Raw genomic sequence first — 17,039 nt, 5'->3', positions numbered from 1 at the left:
CTATGCTTCCTCTGCCGCGATTTCGGTCTCAATGTGGGCAAGCGCGTGTCCTGCCATGGGACCTGCATGGCCTTTGGCACGGCGGTCTGCGCAATAGTGGCTGTCGGAACAGACGAACATGTGCTGTCCCTGATCGTCGAGAACCACCTCGTCCAGATAGGAATCATTGGCGCCGCATAGGGCACAAACTTCGTCCCAACTTTGTGTCTCAAACGGATAATCTTCAAAGTCCAAACTGCGCACCCGTGTGAATGGTGGGACCGCGTAAATCCGCTTCTCACGACCCGCGCCAAACAATAGGATCGCTGGGTTCATGTGCATTTTGGGATTGTCAAACTTGGGAATGGGTGAAGGGCTCATCAAATAGCGCTCATCAATCATCACAGGATAACCTGCCGTTGCAGCAATCCGTCCGTAGGCGGATATATTCTCATAGAGTGAGACATATTGCAGGCCATACTCACCATAGGCATGCATGGCGCGCGTCTCGGTTTCTCGTGGTTCTAGGCCGCGCAGAGGCTCTGGCTGGGGAACTTGGAACACCATGATTTGGCCTTCGGCCAAGGGCTGCTCGGGAATCCGGTGGCGCGACTGAATGATCGTCGCTTCGCGGGTGTCTTCGGTTGTGGCAACATCGGCCACAGTGGCAAAGAACCGACGAATAGAGACCGCATTGGTGGTATCATCAGCCCCTTGGTCGATGCACTTATAAACGTCTTCTGGGCCAATAATGGCTGCAGTCAGCTGAATGCCGCCCGTACCCCAACCGTAGGGGACGGGCATCTCGCGCGAGCCGAAGGGGACTTGATAGCCAGGGATTGCCAAGGCCTTCAAGATGGCACGGCGGATCATCCGCTTGGTCTGCTCATCCAGATAAGCATAGGTGTAATAGCGGTCTTCTGGTGCCGCGTTGGGGAGCGAATATGCTTCGGTGGCGGTCATTCTGCGGCCTCCTTCATGTGCTCTGCCTGCTCTGCCAAAGCCTTTGCTTTGGCGTCAAAGAACTCCCGACGTAGACGACGCAGGAATTGAAGGTCAGCCTGGAAGTCGACGTAATGTGGCAGCTTGAGGTGTTGAACAAAGCCCGAAGCTTCCACCACGTCGGAGTGATAGAGCACAAACTCTTCATCCTGACAGGGCGCTTGGCCCTCTTCGCCCAACTCACGGCCGCGAAGCGCGCGGTCGACAATCGACATGCTCATCGCTTTGCGTTCGTTGTGGCCAAAAGTGAGACCATAGCCGCGCGTGTATTGCGGTGCTTGCTCGGCAGAGCCTGCAAACCCTGACAGCATGATGCACTCCGTCATCGGCAAATCGGCCAGCTCAATTTCAAAGCCCAGCTCATCAGGCGTAAAGCCGACACTGACTTCACCCATCCGGATCTCGCCGCACAGGGGGTGGGTTGAACCCCAGCCACGTTGGCTGGAGTAAGCAAGGCTCAAGAGGAAACCTTCATCGCCGCGTGCAAGGGCCTGCAGGCGTTGATCGCGTTCGGCTGGAAAGGCCATCGGCTCGCGGGTCAGATCATAGGGCGGCGTGTCGGTCTCCGCGACTGGATCGGCCTCTAACAGGCCTTCATGCGCAAAGACTTGCGCAATTGTCGCCAATTGCGTTGGCATGAGCTCTTCGGCAACTTGTGCCGGCGGGACGTCATGGCCGCCATCAGCCGCCAGCTTAAAGTCCAACAGACGGTGGGTATAATCAAACGTTGGCCCTAGGACCTGCCCACCTGGAATGTCCTTGAATGCCGCAGATACCCGGCGCTGCACGGCCATGTCCGCCGTCTCAATCGGGGTCGACGCGCCAAAACGTGGCAGAGTTGTGCGATAAGCCCGCAGCAAGAAAATAGCTTCCGGGAGATCGCCGCGCGCTTGCTTGATGGCCAAAGCGGCCAGATCAGGATCGTAGCAAGAGCCTTCGGCCATCACACGATCAACCGCCAAACCCATTTGTTCGCGAATTTGTGCGACGCTCAACTCAGGAACAGCGACATCGCCACGACGCACTTCGCCCAGCCAGGCGTGCGCGTTGGTGATCGCGCGCTCGCCGCCCTTAACAGCCACATAAGCCATGCTTATTCCCCTTTAATCTGAATGCGGGTGGTACGCGGGATCGATACAAGCGTAGCCTCAGCACACAGCATCACGTCGATCCCAAATTGAAAGTGAGCCACTAATTCGGCGCGCTCTGACCAAAAGAAATCTGGGACGCCTTGCGGGGCGATTTCTGCGACCGTCTCAATCCCGGGTCCCTCGAGAACCAATTTCCCGCCTGTCTCAAGATTTTGGACCATCACAAGCACTGTGGTCGCCAAGTCTGGATATTTGGCGTCGCCTTGATTGAAAGCTGACAGAAGTTGCGGCGCAAGCGCTGTATCAGACACGACGGCAAAAGCAGCTTCTTCTGCTCGCTCGGTCAATGGACAAGATGCGTGGAACCGAAGCCAACTCTCGACCGCACCACCGCGCAAGCTTGGCTCTAGCCAAACCAAGGTATCTTGATCCGCCAAAGTTAACAGCACGGCTGCCGCTGTCTGATTGAGACCGACCGGTGGCGTCAAAGCTTTGCCAAGCTCTACCTGGGTCCCGGGTTGGGCTGTGGCGGTCAGGAGCGCACGAAAAACACTTTGGCTGTCACGGACGGGCTCAAAAAAGCCGGGGCGCAATTCAGCAAGATTTAGAGGGGCATTCATATCTAGGCCTTCCGGTCTCGAACCATGGTGAAAAACTCAACCTGCGTGGCCTTTGCCTTCCGGCTTAGGACATCGCGTCGTGCATCAGAGGCCTGCTGCAAGGGTTCAATCAGACCGTCGCGAACTTGGTCGTGCCAGACGGAGGATTGCATCATCGCGTCAGCAACGGCTGCGACATAGGCATGCGCCTTATCTCGACCGGCCACATAGCCGATGCCGGTTTCCCCGGTAGCCAAACGGATCGCACAGCGCGTGACCGTCATCTCGCCAAGGTTAAACGGATTGCCTGCGCCGCCTGTGCGACCACGCACCATCACCATGCCGGTTTCAGCGGGGCGAAGAATTTGGCTTTCTGGCGCAACCAAGCCCTCCCAAAGCCTTAAAACCTCTGACGCTGGGGCCTTTGCCAAAGTCGACAACCAGCCTTGACGGGGCGTGCCGGCCAACTGGGAATTGTCAACAAATTCGTCTGTGTACGATTGGGTCATAGCGAACAACTTTTGAATTGATTGAATTAGGACTTGCATTATGCTATCGTTATACTAGTATAAATTCAACAGATTTATTGTGTCATTGCTGTGACGTAATATAAATTTGTTGTACTCAATGTAAAAAGGCAGTAAAATGTCAATTGTTATTGATGAAAAGGGCCAAACGACAACAAATTGGCGTGCAATTGTCCAATGGCTCGAAGTAGAAATTTCCGAGCGTCGGTTGGTGCCGGGCGACAAATTGCCAACTGAGCTGCAGATTTGTGAACGGTTTTCGACAAATCGTCACACGACTCGACGCGCGCTGGCGCATCTGCAATCGAAAGGCTTGGTCGAATCGACCCAAGGGCGAGGAAGTTTTGTACGGCGACCAACTTTGATCTACGGAATCGGAAAGCGAACGCGTTTTTCTGCAGGATTGCAAGAACAAGCCGCCAACCCAGAAACCAAGACATTGACCTTGGACACTCGCCCAGCCGAACCCCATGTTGCAGCAGCACTTGGACTTAAAGGTGGCTCACCGACGATCTTTCTTGAACGTGTAGGGTTTGCCAATGGGCAAGTCATTTCGGTCGCCAGACATTGGTTCGCCTTTGAACGCTTCCCGACATTTGCAGTGTTTTACGCGCGATCAAAGTCGATTACGCAAACCCTGATTGATTGCGGTGTGCCCGATTATACGCGCCTGCGCACCAAGATCAGTTCGCGCTTACCGACCACGCAAGAAACCCAGCTCCTCAATGTTCCGCGACACATTCCATTGCTGGTGACCCATGCTTGGAATGTAGATGGTCTGGGCCGCCCTCTCGAATATGGCGAAGCCAGAATGGCCTCTGATCGGGTTGAAATCACCATCGAAAACGAACGGCTCCCTGCCTTCGACTAAACACTCACAAATTTCCTCCCCCACCCCTAACTGTAGTGAGCTGACTGTGACCATCCAACTTTCTCAAGCCAAAATCGTAACGCCCACTGGGGTAGTCCAAGGAAGCCTTTCTTTTAAAGGCACGGAAATCGCAGACATCGTGGAAGGTCCAAGCCAGCATGGCGAGGATTGTGATGGGGATTGGTTGATTCCTGGCATTATTGATATTCATACCGACAATTTGGAGCGTCACTTCTTCCCGCGGGCCAACATTGATTGGAACCCAGTTTCCGCCGCTGTGGTCCACGACGGCCTATGCATTAGCGTCGGCGTGACGACCGTTTTTGATTCCCTATCGATAGGCTCTTTTGGCGCTGGGTCAGCCCGTACGCCCGACAATTTGATCCGCCTGACTGATGCGTTACATGAAGCGCATGACAAACGACTTTTGAAAGCAACCCACCGCCTGCATTGGCGCTGTGAAGCGCCATCAGATGTGATGGCTGAATGGCTTCCTGACTTTGCCGATGCCCCTTTGACCGGCTTGTTCTCCTTGATGGATCACACACCGGGCCAGCGCCAATATCGCAACATCGATAAATTCCTGGATATGTGGCGACGTGAAGGGCTAACCGAAGCTGCGATCGAAGACAGGTTGGCCGAGCGTCGGGCTAATGTCGCCCGTCATGATGCCGCGAACCGGCGTCTTGTGGTAGAAGTCGCCAAAGCTCGTGGCGTACCGATCGCCAGCCATGACGATGAATCGGTGGCCCATATTGATGAGGCGGCAGATCTTGGCGCGACCATTGCAGAATTCCCCGTAACGATGGAAGCCGCTCAAGCGGCCCAAGCCCGTGGGATGCATATTGTGATGGGCGGGCCCAATCTGATCCGGGGTGGCTCTTACTCCGGCAATGTGCCCGCCAAAGACTTGATCGCCGCAGGTCTGCCGATTGGTTTTGCCTCTGATTATGTTCCCCGAAGCTTAATTGAATGCGCTTTTGCCTTGGCAGCTGGCCCGTGGCAATGGCCGATCGAACGAGCGGTAGATACGGTAACCGGACTGCCTGCCCGAGCCGTTGGCCTAAATGACCGCGGAACACTGGAAGTCGGAAAACGTGCCGATGTCGTCCGAGTGAAAGTGGTAGATGGCCACGCCCTTGTGCGCGGTGTCTGGACCGGGGGTGTGCGGGTCGGCTGATACAGTTTCGCACCCGTCGCCCTAAAAAAGCTCTGCCACAAATCCCTCGGTTAGGGAGTGATTTTACTTGGTCATGTCATGGGCGTGTCGCGCAAGCCCCATAAGCAAGCCCCATGTCCCAACAAAATAATCAGGCGCGCCACTCATGGCGCGAAACCATTGGATTCTGTGCCCGATATTGGCGGCAAGAGAGACCATTGTTATCGGTTGTCATCGTGCTAACCCTCGCGATGGTGGTTGCAGAAGTTTGTATCCCCCTCTCCGCTGGCCATTTAGTTGACACGCTCACCAAGGCTGCTGCGGGAGGACTGACCGACCAAAACGCTGGGCACGCCGCACTCAGAGCTGTCGCGATTATGACCGGGATTTCCGCCCTCTATTATGTGCTGGGCAATGTTTCGACCCGCGTTTATCATCGGGCTGCCGCACGCTGTATGGCCAAAGTCATTGAAGACGGGTTCGCGCGAATTCAGCACTTCTCTTCAGATTGGCACGCGAATACCTTTGCCGGCGCGACTGTCCACAAGCTCACGCGCGGCCGCTGGTCATACGAGCATATTTCCGACATTCTGTGGCAACAATTTCTGCCCCTAGGCTTGGTGATCTTGGGTCTTGCTGGCGTAATGTTGGTTCGCTTTCCCGTCGTGGGGATCGTGTTTCTCGTGATGGTGGCAATCTATGTGGTGGCCTCATTCGTGATCGCCATCCACTATGTGCGCCCAGCCAATGTTTTAGCCGCAGCAGCAGACTCACGCATTGGCGCTGCGGTCGCCGACGCCGTCTCTAACAACAATGCTGTCAAAGCGTTTGGAGCAGAAGTGCGCGAAACCGAGCGCTTTGAAAAGGTCACTGGCAAGTGGCGATCCCTCGCCGTCGTCTCGTGGCGCAAGGCCTTGGACATGGGCCTAGTTCAACACTTCTTGTGGCTGACCTTGCAGGCCGCCATGTTGGTTTTGTTGATCGGCCTCTCCACGCGAGGGCAGGCCACGCCGGGTGACGTCGCCTTTGTCATTACCGCCAATTTCCAATTGGGCGGCAGCCTACGCAAAGTCGGCGATCATATCCGGATGCTGCAACGTGCGAGCGCAGAGCTGGCCGATATCATCGAATTTGACCGTGCACCGCTTGGCGTTGAAGATGTCGATCAAGCCCCAGACTTTCAGCCCGGTTTGGGCGAGATCATCTTCGACCAAGTGCAATTCAAGTATCCCGGCACGGAGACCGGCAAAGCGTCCCTCTACCAGAATTTGGACCTTCGGATCGCGCCGGGTGAAAAGATTGCGCTTGTCGGCCCATCTGGCTCTGGCAAATCTACCTTCGTTAAGCTGATCCAACGCCTCTATGACCTGAAGTCCGGAACCATTTGGATCGACGCCCAAGACATTGCCCAAGTCCGACAAGCCAGCTTGCGGCGAGCAATTTCGATTGTGCCGCAAGAGCCGATCCTGTTTCATCGCAGCCTCGCCGACAATATCGCCTATGCGCACCCCGACGCGCCGATGGAAGCCATTGTGGCGGCGGCCAAGCGCGCTTACGCCCATGACTTCATTGTAGCTTTGCCAGAGGGCTATCAGACCTTGGTCGGAGAGCGCGGCGTGAAGCTTTCTGGCGGTGAGCGTCAGCGGGTTGCCATAGCCCGCGCCTTTTTGGTCGACGCCAACATTGTTATCTTCGACGAAGCAACCTCCAGCCTCGACACCGTGACCGAGCGATTGATCCAAGCGGCTATGGCTGATCTCATGGTTGATCGCACCACAATCATCGTGGCGCACCGCCTCTCGACCATCAAGGATGTGGATCGGATTTTGGTGTTTGAGCGCGGCAAGATCATCGAGCAAGGCCATCACCAAGCCCTCTTGGCTATCCCAGAAGGTGCTTATGCCCGCCTCCATGCCGTCCACGCAGAAGAGCACTTGATTGGCTAAGGGTCGGTTTTAGTCCCGAATTCGGGCCAATGTGCGCAGCTTTTGGCCGGCACTTGGCCCAGTCAAAGCATGAAAGCCCGACAAGGATGGGTAGGTGACTTTGCCGTCTGGCCCATCAAATTCGAGTCCACGCCCAATGCTGAGCGCGAAGCGTCGCCCAGGCTTTGGATTGAGTTTTGGCGTTATTTCTCGCACGCCATATTGGACGTGATGCGAGATATCCCAATGATGTGGCACGCCTTCGCACTTCAGATTAAGCCAACAATGACCAGTGGACCACTGCTCACGCGCTTCGGCAATGTGCACACCCATAATGTAGGCTGCGGGTACCCCAATCGCCCGCAAAGCCGCCACAGCTAACGTATGCATATCCACACAGGTGCCGGGTGTCAGACCGCATTCTAACGCGGGCATGGCGTCTTCACCCGTCCCCAGATGCGTGTCGCGTGCACCATAGGTAAAGTGGTCCCCAACATATTGGATGAGGGCGGGCACACGGATTTGTATAGGTGCCTCCGCCACTTCTTCCGCGATTTGATCCGTCAAAGCCTGCGACGGTCTCTCAAAGGCGTTGAGACCGGGAATGAAAGCCTCGTCGCTTAACCCGGGGCCGGGCTCGTCAAAGGCTATTTTGACCATGGGTTGATCGCCAACTTTCAAAGCGAATTGATAAGCAGCAATCCGTCCTTGTATGTCTTGCACTATCGCCTGCGGTTCTGCGCCTTCAAATGTGACGCCCGTAATCTTTTGCTCCCACGTGTCGGGGGCGACTGGGAACAGGTAGAGACCTGCGTCTTGAACAGGGTCTTCCAGAAATGCTTCAAACACACCCATTATGACGCCTCCAGGATTTCAACCAACTTTGAAACACCAGCATCCAAACTCGCATCATTGTTCAAGAAAATAACGCCTGGGCCCGTCACATCATAAGCGGCGGCACGCGCGATGCGGTCAGCAATCTCGGGGGCTGTTTCACGGCCACGGGCCGTCAAGCGCTGCTCAATGACCTTGCTGGGCGCAGTAATCGAAACAACGACCAATGGCGAAAACCTCTGACGCGCCTCGTCCAAAATCGCGCGCGAGACATTGACCACCACATGTTGACCCCGCTTGAGCCGGGCCGAGATGTCCGCCGGTACGCCGTACGATAGACCGTGGGCATTCCAGAAAAGCGCAAAATCACCTCTCTCGCGCTTTGTTTCAAATTCAGAAGGCTCAACGGCAAAATGATCTTCCCCACCGGCGTCCTGTGGCCGGGTGATAAAGCGTTGAGGAAAATAATAGGTGGGAACGGCCGACAATTGGGCTTTGGCGCCTTCAATCAGCGAATCCTTGCCGACACCTGACGGGCCAACGATTAAGAACAAGGTTCCGGTCATAGCGAGCGACGCAGCTTAGGAATGTTTCTCAACAAAGGCATCGGCATCCAAATCTCTAAAATCCTGCAGCGCTTCAGCCAACTTATCATGTTGCCAATCCCACCAAGCTAGGGCGAGAAGCCCATCTTGAACTGCCTTGGGAAACCGCTCGCGGATGGGCTTCGATGGTACCCCGCCGACAATCGAAAAAGGGGCTACGTCTTTTGACACAACTGCCCCAGCGCCGACAACAGCACCGGTTCCAACACTGACGCCTGCAAGGATGGTTGCGCCATGCCCAATCCAGACATCATGTCCGATGGTCACATGATCGGCGCGTCGCCAGTCAAAAAAAGCGTCGTCGTCTTGATCACTCAATTGATAAGAAACTGAGCGATAGGTGAAGTGGTGTAGGGCTGCCTTCCAAGTGGGGTGGTTGCCGGGATTAAGCCGGGTGTCGCGCGCAATCGAACAGAATTTGCCAATCGTTGAGTAGGCAGCGCTGGAATCCGTCACAATGTAGCTATAAGCACCCATCTCTGTTTCCATCAAAGATGTACGGGCACCAACCCGGGTCCAAGGACCTAGGATACTGTCGCGGACATGAGCCTCAGGTGAGATTCCCGGCTCAGATTCTGCAGGCTGTTCCGCCGTTGGATCGTGCCTCCAATGCTCAAAATAGCGATAGTCTGGCGGCAAGATGCGCCCTGATAGCTTGCCGGTCACGCAACCGCATCCAGAAGCTCTTGGGCTTCATCGCGCGCACCTGACCCTTCGATGACATGACGGCCATAGATCGCGTCGACCACCGAGGCGTTGAGGTCATCGGGTGTGCCATCAAAGACAATCTGGCCATCCGCCATACCGATGATCCGTGGACAGAAGCGGCGAGCAATATCGAGCGCATGCAGATTGACCAGAACGGTAATGTTCCGCTCTCGATTAATCGTGGACAGAGTCTCCATAACTGTCTGGGCATTGGCTGGATCGAGGGAAGCGATGGGCTCGTCCGCTAATATGATTTCAGGCAATTGCATCAGAGTCCGTGCAATAGCGACACGTTGTTGCTGGCCACCGGACAAGGTGCAGCACCGCTGCAACGCGGTGTGCGACATGCCCAAAGCATGCAATTCCAATATCGCGCGCGCCCGCTCTTCTGCTGGAAATAGCTTGAGCATGGGGGCCACCCCACGTTGTCGGGCCAGACTACCGATTAGAACATTGGTCAAGACATCGAGACGTGGCGAGAGATTAAACTGCTGAAAAACCATGCCGCAGGTGGCGCGCCACTGGCTGAGCGCTTTGCCGCGCAATTCGGTCACTGGCTTACCATGCCACGTGATCGCGCCTTCATTGGTGTCGCAAAGGCGATTGATCAAGCGCAGCAATGTGGACTTACCAGCACCGGACCGTCCGATAATGCCGACCATCGAGCCGGCTGGGATTTGAAGGGAAACATCATGCACTGCTTGGGTGGAGCCAAAGCGCTTTGTCACGGACTTGAGTTCGAGCACGTATGCCTCCTATCGCTGGGGTGAGGCTAAAGCGAGCGCGTGAAACCTATGTGACGATCTGACCCGACTCTTCCGTTTAGGGCGCTGATTTGTTGGATCCGCGGTTGATTTCTCAGCCATGGACCAGTCTTGAGCGAATCTTCTCAGACACGAGGTCCAGCGCCATGACGCAGAGCACATAGGCAATGACGATCCAAGCGACCTGATCAAAGGCGAAAATGCGGATGCGCTCTTCCAACTCAAAACCGATGCCGCCTGCCCCTACGATGCCTAAGATGGCGGCGTTGCGGAAATTGGACTCCAACATATAGAGCGACTGGCTGGCCATCACCGGCAAAACCTCTGGCAACAGGCCAAAGCGAATGGCGGCTCGGCGCTGTCCACCCGTCGCGCGAATGCCCTCTTGCGGGCGAGGATCACAATTCTCAATCGCTTCGGCATAGAGTTTGGCCAAGCGCGGGATGTCGGTCAGTGCCAAGGCGATCACGCCCCCAAAAGGTCCAAGCCCGAAGGCAACAATGAGAATGAGCGCCCAGACAAGGGCGGGAATGGCGCGAAACACGTCGAAGCTGCGCCGGATGAGGAAATGGAGTGCGGGGTTCGCGACAAAGGTTTTCGCCCCGACTAGCCCCAAAAGTAAGGCACCCAGAACACCCAAGAAAGTGCCCGCTACCGCCATAGCAAACGTCGCAGCCAAAGCTTGCAAGATCCGAACTTCCCCGCCAGCCGCGTTCGGGGGAAACATATTGGCCATGAAGTCGGCCAGCTTGGAAAGGCCCTTAGCAAATGTAGCAGGCGTCATATCAACCCCGATACACAGGGCAACAAAAATCACACTCAATCCAATCCAAAGGGCAAGACGGCGTATTTGGACAGCCAAAGGCGTGTCCACCAGATGCGGCGCAATCGCGCGCGCCACTTGCATCTGATGGGCGGTGACCTGAGGCGGTGCGGCTAGGGTAGCGCTTGTGGTCATGCGGATGCCTCCAAGCCGATTAGGCGGTGGCGGATTGCTTCTGACACGAGATCGATCAGGATGATCAGACCAATGATCAGGATTAAAAGTGCGAAATAGGTGTCAAACTCGGTGTAGGTGATGGCGCGAGAAAGCTCGATCCCAATCCCACCAGCCCCGACAACGCCTAAAGCGGCGGCGGCACCAACATTGATCTCCAAGCGCAGTAATCCGTAGGACGCATAATGGGGCAGGACTTGTGGCAGCACGCCAAAGCGCACCTGCGCCCACCAAGAGCCACCAACCGCCCTCACCGCCTCCACCGGCCGCATATCTGCCGCTTCATTGGCTTCAGAATAGAGCTTTCCGAGGCTGGCCATGGTCCCCAGAGCAATAGCGATCACACCCGGCAATGGACCAACGCCAAAGGCTGCAACCAGAATGAGCGCGACGATCAGATCTGGCAGTGTACGGATCACTTCGAGCAAGCGCCGGGTGAACCAATAAATGACGGGCGAGGGCGAAAGATTTTTTGATGCCAAGAGTGAGGCCCAAAACCCGCAGAAAATGCCAAACAATGTCGCAACGACGGCGATCTGAACTGTTTCCCACAACAGGCTCAGCCAGGTTGGCATGTCATAAAACCAAGAGGAGAGCGAGCCAGCAGTCCCACGATCCTCAAACAGCGCCTCTGGCTTGAGGTCTGGGATCATGATGTTGAGGAGATTGGCAATCCGCCCCCAAGGGTCGCTACCTTGGCTGCCAGAGAAGAACCCACTGACATGGAAGCACACGGCAATCAGCGCACTGAAGCCAATCAAAACGACTACTTGCTGGGTGCGCTGGCGCAGCAGGGTCACTCGCCGCTGCGCTTCAAATTCCCGAATAACTTGCGCCTTAATCGCTTCTTGCTGGGGCACGTTAGCGAGCACCCTTTTGCATAGCAGTCGCCTCAGTTGGATCTAGGGCGATCCCACCGCCTAGCTTGGTCGCCAAAAAGGTCATGGCTTCGGGGCGCTCTTGATGCAGAGCCACATGGATGCCAACCAATTGATAGCGATCCGCCTCCGGCAGGTCATTTCTGACGACAAGACCCGTCTGCGCCGTGGGGCGGCCGCGCCAAGCCTCAACCACATCGCCACACAACACGATTTTGGGGTCATCGCCACGGCAGAGCCTTTGGCGCGCACCTGCTGTGATAATCAACGCATCGCCCTGTCCGGCGCGCAAGGCTGCAAGACCAGCATGCTCGTCCAAGACAAATTGTTCTGGCTTAAAGCTCTTGGTATCTGCGCCATAATCCGCCAAGCCCTGCAAGGGCACGCTATGGCTAGCTGCCAGCTTAGAAATGAAGATCGGCCGACTACCAGCAAGCTTGGCTGGCGTATCTCGTCCAGACGACTTTAAAGCTAACGCCACGGCGAGAACGCGACCGGTAATGGCGTCAGCCCGCGGTGCCAGAATTGGGCGGGCGATCTTGCTGACAGCCTCAAAAGATGGCTGATCCAAAACGGCCAAGTCTAACTGACCATCTTGCAAGGCTGTTGCCACGGCTTTGCCGTCTTCGTAGCCACAGAGAACCACCGGCTTTCCTAGTCGTCCTTCAAGATGTTTCCGATAAGCTGCAGCTGCCCCGTCACTTGGCGCGGCGGCGCAACCTGTTTCTGCCAGGCCCGCTATCCCAACCCGAAAGCCAGCTGGCGGTGTCTGCGCCGTAGCAGGCTGCATCAAGGCGAGCAGAATAAGGAAGAAACCTAAAGCGCGGATCATGGCTTAGCGCTCCCAGTGGATGGTTTCTGAGCCGGGGCAGCACGGCGTTCGGCGATCTCTGCGCGTCGCATTTCGACCACGGCCTGATAGTCAGCAGCCGTCATGGGTTGCATATCGGATCCCTCTTGAAGCCCGATATCCACCCATAATTGTGGATCCTCGTAAGCCAGCGCGGCCATCGCCCCGCGGGTGACGTCTTGAAAGGCTTGCGGGCGGTCTGTGCGGATCACATAGGGCGAGTTAGGCATCGGACCTGCCGTCCAGATGATGCGATAGTCCGATATCTTCACCGCGCCCTTCCGAGCCAAGGTGTAGAGTGAGCCTGTGGTAAAGCCGGTCTCTGGCGTGCCGCCACTAGCGATCAGAAAGATTGCGTCAAATTGACCGTTCGCCAGAGCCAAAACCGACTGCGTGTGGCCACCGCTCATGGCGGTCTTGCCGAAGAAAGTGTCAGGATTTTTTCCTTGCTGGCGCATCGCCCAGCGCGGGAACAAATAGCCAGAAGTCGAATTGAAATCGACATAGCCCAAGGACTTTCCGCGCAAGTCCTCTATCGTTCGATACGGGCTGTCTGCTTTCACGATAAGCGCTGAATAATAGCCCGAAAAACCTTCAGCCGTTCGGGATGCCAAGAAGGGTGTTACCTTCTCGCCCATCTGCTCGCGGGCATTCGCATAGGCTGCACCCCCCATTTGGGCGAGCTCAAGCTGGCCTGAGGCCATTGCTTGAATAATGCCATTATAGTCTGCGGCCTGGAAGACTTCGACTTTCAACCCAGTGATGCGGTTGAGATATTCTTGATAGGCCGTCCAACGGGCCAAAGTCGTAGGGCTATCCTCGCCTGCTGTTGCACCAATACGCAATTGGCCAACTTCTTTCTGCCAGCCCGTGAGTTTGGTGTCGGGCTTGTCAGAGCCACAGGCGGAAAGCCCTGACAGACAAAGCACGAAGCAAAGCGATTTGAGCCAGGTTGATTTCTGCACCTGCTTTACCCCCACGATCTATCCGGCCTTCATGCCTGAAAATCATGTCAGTGGCGCGACGAAAGGAAACGCCACCAACCCAACCTACAGCCGATTTGTGTGAGCCTAATTGCCTTTGCCTTCGTGCAATTATCAAAAAGAAAGGGGCCTGCCGGATCAAACCGGCAGGCCCCCCAACGAACGACAGTCCTAACAATCAGATGCCTATTCTCACCAAGTCAGGGGCGGATCGGCGTTTTCAAACTCGGGAAACGGCAGACCCGCCCTATGTGCGTCTCATAGAGCGGGCGCTGGGGCTTAGTACTTAAAGCGAACCCCGACCATGTAGCGAGGGCCGAAGGTCTCATACTCAATCGGATTAAGTTCGCTGTCAGCAAAGCGGCGGCCTGGGCTGTCGGCTAAATTCACGCCGTCGAACGTCAACTCAATGTTGTCGTTCAACTCATAGCGTGCCGAGACCGACAAGCTTTCAGAATCGTTCCAGTAAATGTCGCCATTGCCATCGGGCACCAAGACGCCATTGACCGTTGTATAACCGCCAACCGATTGCAGCCATTTGGTGCGATATTGATAAGCGATGCGGGCCGACAAGCCATACTTTTCATAGGTCAGGCCGACATTGGTCACGACGTCTGACGCCCCTGGCAGATCAACAACCCGCAAAGGTGCCGTGCCAACGGCTGGCACATTAATCTCGCTATCATTGAAATTGGCGGACAGGCGAATGCCAAACCCTTCGAGCCAATCCGGCCCGTTCATGGATTCAACCAATTCTTCAATCGTATGGTTGAAAGCGACTTCAACGCCCATCAGCTTGCCATCGCCGCCGTTGCGCACGGTGGTGAAATTGTAGCCAGAACGATCGCGGTCAGGCGTATTCAGGATGGTACTGCCAAATGTGCCGCTTTGGGTGAACAAGGCATCCTTGATATCCTTGTAATAGAAGCCGATTTGGAAATAGCCCTGTGACTTCATATACCATTCGAAATAAGCGTCAAAGCCAACCGACTTTTCAGGCTTAGCCTCAGGATTGCCGCCCGTGATGGTGCCTGGCGCATCATCAATGGAGAAGTTGGCAGCCAAATCGTCAAAGTCAGGACGCGCAGCACCACTATTCAGGCTGAGGCGGACCTTCATCTCTTCATTCAGGTCATAATTCACATGGACGCTGGGATAAAAGAGCGTGTCATCGCTTTTGAGCTGGGTGAGAACGCGCACGCCGCCGATGATTGGCAGGGCCTTTGACGTATTTTCGGTGCGTTCGACACGGCCGCCGAAAATGACACTGCCCCAGTCCTGCTTGACGGTCGCCATCGCATAGGCTGCAGCGATATCTTCGGTCACTTCAAAATATTCGCCGGAGCCATCCTGATAAGAGCCAATACGGCGATCTTTCAAGCTTTGGACAAAGTCCCTAACCTTATCGCCGGAGTAGTAGCGGAATGTGTAGCCAAGCGCGTATTCGCCTTTGAATGCCGTATCGATGGCAAAATCATTATAAGTCGGCAAGGCAACGCCTGCAGCCGTAAAGTCAGCCGGCCGGGCGCGATATTGAGTCAAGCGACGCTTCTTGTCGCGCGTCGTATACAGACCACCAAGCTTCAATGTCGCTTCCGCACCAAACAGACTAATGTCGCGGCTCGCATCGAACTTACCCGTCCACGCCGCAGTCAGATCGCCACCCTCGGCATCAATGATGTCGGTAAACAGCATGGGGAAGGCCTCAACGCTGCTGACCGCGGCTCCTTTCGAGCGGGTTGTGCCCGTCAAGACTGTGTTGAACAATCGCACCGTATTGTTGCGAACATCAGTAAAATCATAATCGACGGTTGGGCGCGATGTGACTGTCGTCGGACTCTGAAATGTCGGTGTCCCGGTTAGGTCTTGTCCATCCTCGGTCTCAGTGAAGTTCAAACGCCAATCGATATCCCAGCCAAAGCGCGCATGCTTTCCGCCGATCGTATTGGTGAAAATGTATTCTTTGATGTCACCCGTGCGGAAGTTCCAGTTCATCTGCACGCCATAAACTGTCCCCTTATTGGGCAAGTTGCCGGCACAAAAATCATTGGCAGCGCTGGTTGTAATGGGGGTTACAGTGCCTGAGCAGGCTGTATTGGGTGTATTGGTTGCGCCATTGTCGAACCGGAAAATGTAATTGTTGCGCAGCTCAATATCGGTAAACTGGCTGTATACGGATTGAGCGAAGAAACTATCTTGCTCTGTCGGTCGCCAATCAGCGCGGACCGAGCCGGAAATATTGCCGCGGGTTAGGCGGTAAGGTTTGTTTTCATATTCGCGGGCCCAACGGCGAGTCTCAGAACCCGGACGACGATCAATCCCGGATGTGGTGCTGCCGGGGCGCAAGTAAGGGTCGGTCTCCCAATTATCGGTGACCATTTCACGCTCATAGAAGGAGGCCTGCGCCAAAAGTCCTAGCTTGCCGTCGAAGAAGCGATCAGCAACTACCAGCGACGCATCAATTTCGCGTCCACCGCCCAACTCAACTTGGCCGAGCGAAAGACCGCCCGTGATCCGACGCCCACGATAATCAAAGGCAGAGCGGGTGCGGATATTGATATTGCCTGCAACCGTATCGCCCGACATATCTGGCGTGATGGCCTTATTGACCGAAACCTGGCTGGCGATCGCGGTAGGGACGTTATCAAAGCGCGTATCGCGCCCTTCTGGGGATACCACGCTCATGCCGTCGATCGAATACGTCACCCAACGACGCGGCTGGCCACGCAAATTCACATAGCGGCTTTGACCCTGATCCTTCTCGACGGCGACACCGGGAAGACGGCTGACGGCATCCGCAATGTTTTGGTCGGCCAAGCGGCCGGCTTCATCGGCAGACAGAACGCTGACGAGAGCAGGGGCGTTGCGCTGGACCTGCAAAGCGGCGCGGTCTGACTCAAAAATTGGGCGGCTGCCGCGCACAACAATAGTCTCAGCGGCCTGAGGCGCAGACTCGGTGCTGGCTGCGGCATTTTGGGCTGCAGCATCGGTAGCGATCAGCAAAGCAAAAGAACCAACAGCGCCCATCAAGGCGGCTCGCGTTACGTGAACTGTCATAGGAATCCCCTGTTCGGGCACACAGCACCCGTTTCCGCGGCGGCGATTAAAGCCGCGGCGTGACAGACTGACGTCGTTCAGGCGTCAGTTTTGTGAAAATGCGATCACACAAGTGTGAAGTTTTTTCAGGATCGGCAATTTGGCCACTCACGCAGGTGTAATCCTTTGGCTTTTGGGCTAAGCCGCAAATCCCACTCTTTTCCCCAAGCC

At 55.7% G+C, this 17,039-nt stretch carries 16 protein-coding genes; 3 read left to right on the top strand and 13 right to left on the bottom strand.

Annotated features, from left to right (window positions below):
- The 4 genes from CFE35_RS18885 to phnG are packed head-to-tail and all read right to left on the bottom strand — an operon-like array spanning position 1 to position 3,180.
- Positions 1-942: an alpha-D-ribose 1-methylphosphonate 5-phosphate C-P-lyase PhnJ gene (locus CFE35_RS18885; protein WP_292933027.1), complete on the bottom strand. Its 942-nt coding sequence runs from the start codon at positions 940-942 to the stop codon at positions 1-3.
- Positions 939-2,072 carry a carbon-phosphorus lyase complex subunit PhnI gene (locus CFE35_RS18880; RefSeq protein ID WP_292933025.1) on the bottom strand — a complete coding sequence of 378 codons (1,134 nt, stop codon included), beginning with the start codon at positions 2,070-2,072 and terminating at the stop codon, positions 939-941. The genes CFE35_RS18885 and CFE35_RS18880 overlap by 4 nt, the downstream gene beginning before the upstream one ends.
- Before the next feature lie 2 nt (positions 2,073-2,074).
- The gene (gene phnH / locus CFE35_RS18875; RefSeq protein ID WP_292933023.1) at positions 2,075-2,692 is read right to left on the bottom strand and encodes a phosphonate C-P lyase system protein PhnH; all 618 of its coding nucleotides are present in this window, start codon (positions 2,690-2,692) and stop codon (positions 2,075-2,077) included.
- Positions 2,693-2,694: 2 nt separating this feature from the next.
- The gene (gene phnG, locus CFE35_RS18870; RefSeq protein WP_292933021.1) at positions 2,695-3,180 is read right to left on the bottom strand and encodes a phosphonate C-P lyase system protein PhnG; all 486 of its coding nucleotides are present in this window, start codon (positions 3,178-3,180) and stop codon (positions 2,695-2,697) included.
- A gap of 136 nt (positions 3,181-3,316) precedes the next feature.
- Between phnG and phnF the strand changes: the two genes are divergently transcribed.
- The 3 genes from phnF to CFE35_RS18855 all read left to right on the top strand — a co-directional run bounded on the left by phnF (position 3,317) and on the right by CFE35_RS18855 (position 7,174).
- Entirely contained in the window at positions 3,317-4,069 is a 753-nt protein-coding gene (gene phnF, locus CFE35_RS18865; protein WP_292933019.1) for a phosphonate metabolism transcriptional regulator PhnF, read from the top strand.
- Between the two features lie 46 nt (positions 4,070-4,115).
- Positions 4,116-5,249 (top strand): alpha-D-ribose 1-methylphosphonate 5-triphosphate diphosphatase, encoded by a 1,134-nt coding sequence (locus CFE35_RS18860; RefSeq protein WP_292933017.1) that lies wholly within the window; start codon positions 4,116-4,118, stop codon positions 5,247-5,249.
- A 113-nt stretch (positions 5,250-5,362) separates the two neighbouring features.
- Positions 5,363-7,174 (top strand): ABC transporter ATP-binding protein, encoded by a 1,812-nt coding sequence (locus tag CFE35_RS18855; protein WP_292933015.1) that lies wholly within the window; start codon positions 5,363-5,365, stop codon positions 7,172-7,174.
- Between the two features lie 9 nt (positions 7,175-7,183).
- On the opposite strand, the gene CFE35_RS18850 is transcribed toward CFE35_RS18855, so the two are convergent.
- The 9 genes from CFE35_RS18850 to CFE35_RS18810 form a co-directional block, all read right to left on the bottom strand.
- A complete protein-coding gene (locus tag CFE35_RS18850) occupies positions 7,184-8,008 on the bottom strand; it encodes a transglutaminase-like domain-containing protein (protein WP_292933013.1) in 825 nt (274 codons plus the stop codon).
- Positions 8,008-8,553: a phosphonate metabolism protein/1,5-bisphosphokinase (PRPP-forming) PhnN gene (gene phnN, locus CFE35_RS18845; protein ID WP_292933011.1), complete on the bottom strand. Its 546-nt coding sequence runs from the start codon at positions 8,551-8,553 to the stop codon at positions 8,008-8,010. The genes CFE35_RS18850 and phnN overlap by 1 nt, the downstream gene beginning before the upstream one ends.
- A gap of 15 nt (positions 8,554-8,568) precedes the next feature.
- Positions 8,569-9,258, bottom strand: coding sequence for a DapH/DapD/GlmU-related protein (locus tag CFE35_RS18840; RefSeq protein ID WP_292933009.1), 690 nt, complete (start codon positions 9,256-9,258; stop codon positions 8,569-8,571).
- Complete coding sequence (phnC, locus tag CFE35_RS18835; RefSeq protein WP_292933007.1) at positions 9,255-10,046, bottom strand: phosphonate ABC transporter ATP-binding protein; 792 nt, start codon at positions 10,044-10,046, stop codon at positions 9,255-9,257. The genes CFE35_RS18840 and phnC overlap by 4 nt, the downstream gene beginning before the upstream one ends.
- A 112-nt stretch (positions 10,047-10,158) precedes the next feature.
- Positions 10,159-11,022: a phosphonate ABC transporter, permease protein PhnE gene (gene phnE / locus CFE35_RS18830; RefSeq protein WP_292933005.1), complete on the bottom strand. Its 864-nt coding sequence runs from the start codon at positions 11,020-11,022 to the stop codon at positions 10,159-10,161.
- Positions 11,019-11,921, bottom strand: coding sequence for a phosphonate ABC transporter, permease protein PhnE (gene phnE / locus CFE35_RS18825; RefSeq protein WP_292933003.1), 903 nt, complete (start codon positions 11,919-11,921; stop codon positions 11,019-11,021). The genes phnE (CFE35_RS18830) and phnE (CFE35_RS18825) overlap by 4 nt, the downstream gene beginning before the upstream one ends.
- 1 nt (position 11,922) lies before the next feature.
- Positions 11,923-12,771, bottom strand: a complete 849-nt coding sequence (locus CFE35_RS18820; RefSeq protein WP_292933001.1) for a PhnD/SsuA/transferrin family substrate-binding protein — start codon at positions 12,769-12,771, stop codon at positions 11,923-11,925.
- Entirely contained in the window at positions 12,768-13,769 is a 1,002-nt protein-coding gene (phnD, locus tag CFE35_RS18815) for a phosphate/phosphite/phosphonate ABC transporter substrate-binding protein (protein ID WP_292932999.1), read from the bottom strand. The genes CFE35_RS18820 and phnD overlap by 4 nt, the downstream gene beginning before the upstream one ends.
- A gap of 282 nt (positions 13,770-14,051) precedes the next feature.
- The gene (locus CFE35_RS18810) at positions 14,052-16,829 is read right to left on the bottom strand and encodes a TonB-dependent receptor (protein WP_292932997.1); all 2,778 of its coding nucleotides are present in this window, start codon (positions 16,827-16,829) and stop codon (positions 14,052-14,054) included.
- Positions 16,830-17,039: the final 210 nt, after the last annotated feature.

It is taken from the genome of Novosphingobium sp. PASSN1, from assembly GCF_002278815.1.
Note: the sequence above shows the minus strand (reverse complement) of the source record. Positions and strands in the feature narration are given on the sequence as shown.

Bases quoted from the DNA above. Each gene is read 5' to 3' on its own strand.
- CFE35_RS18885 (WP_292933027.1), bottom strand. From the start codon at position 942: ATGACCGCCACCGAAGCATATTCGCTCCCCAACGCGGCACCAGAAGAC.
- CFE35_RS18880 (WP_292933025.1), bottom strand. From the start codon at position 2,072: ATGGCTTATGTGGCTGTTAAGGGCGGCGAGCGCGCGATCACCAACGCG.
- phnH (WP_292933023.1), bottom strand. From the start codon at position 2,692: ATGAATGCCCCTCTAAATCTTGCTGAATTGCGCCCCGGCTTTTTTGAG.
- phnG (WP_292933021.1), bottom strand. From the start codon at position 3,180: ATGACCCAATCGTACACAGACGAATTTGTTGACAATTCCCAGTTGGCC.
- phnF (WP_292933019.1), top strand. From the start codon at position 3,317: ATGTCAATTGTTATTGATGAAAAGGGCCAAACGACAACAAATTGGCGT.
- CFE35_RS18855 (WP_292933015.1), top strand. From the start codon at position 5,363: ATGTCCCAACAAAATAATCAGGCGCGCCACTCATGGCGCGAAACCATT.
- CFE35_RS18850 (WP_292933013.1), bottom strand. From the start codon at position 8,008: ATGGGTGTGTTTGAAGCATTTCTGGAAGACCCTGTTCAAGACGCAGGT.
- phnN (WP_292933011.1), bottom strand. From the start codon at position 8,553: ATGACCGGAACCTTGTTCTTAATCGTTGGCCCGTCAGGTGTCGGCAAG.
- phnE (WP_292933005.1), bottom strand. From the start codon at position 11,022: ATGACCACAAGCGCTACCCTAGCCGCACCGCCTCAGGTCACCGCCCAT.
- CFE35_RS18820 (WP_292933001.1), bottom strand. From the start codon at position 12,771: ATGATCCGCGCTTTAGGTTTCTTCCTTATTCTGCTCGCCTTGATGCAG.
- CFE35_RS18810 (WP_292932997.1), bottom strand. From the start codon at position 16,829: ATGACAGTTCACGTAACGCGAGCCGCCTTGATGGGCGCTGTTGGTTCT.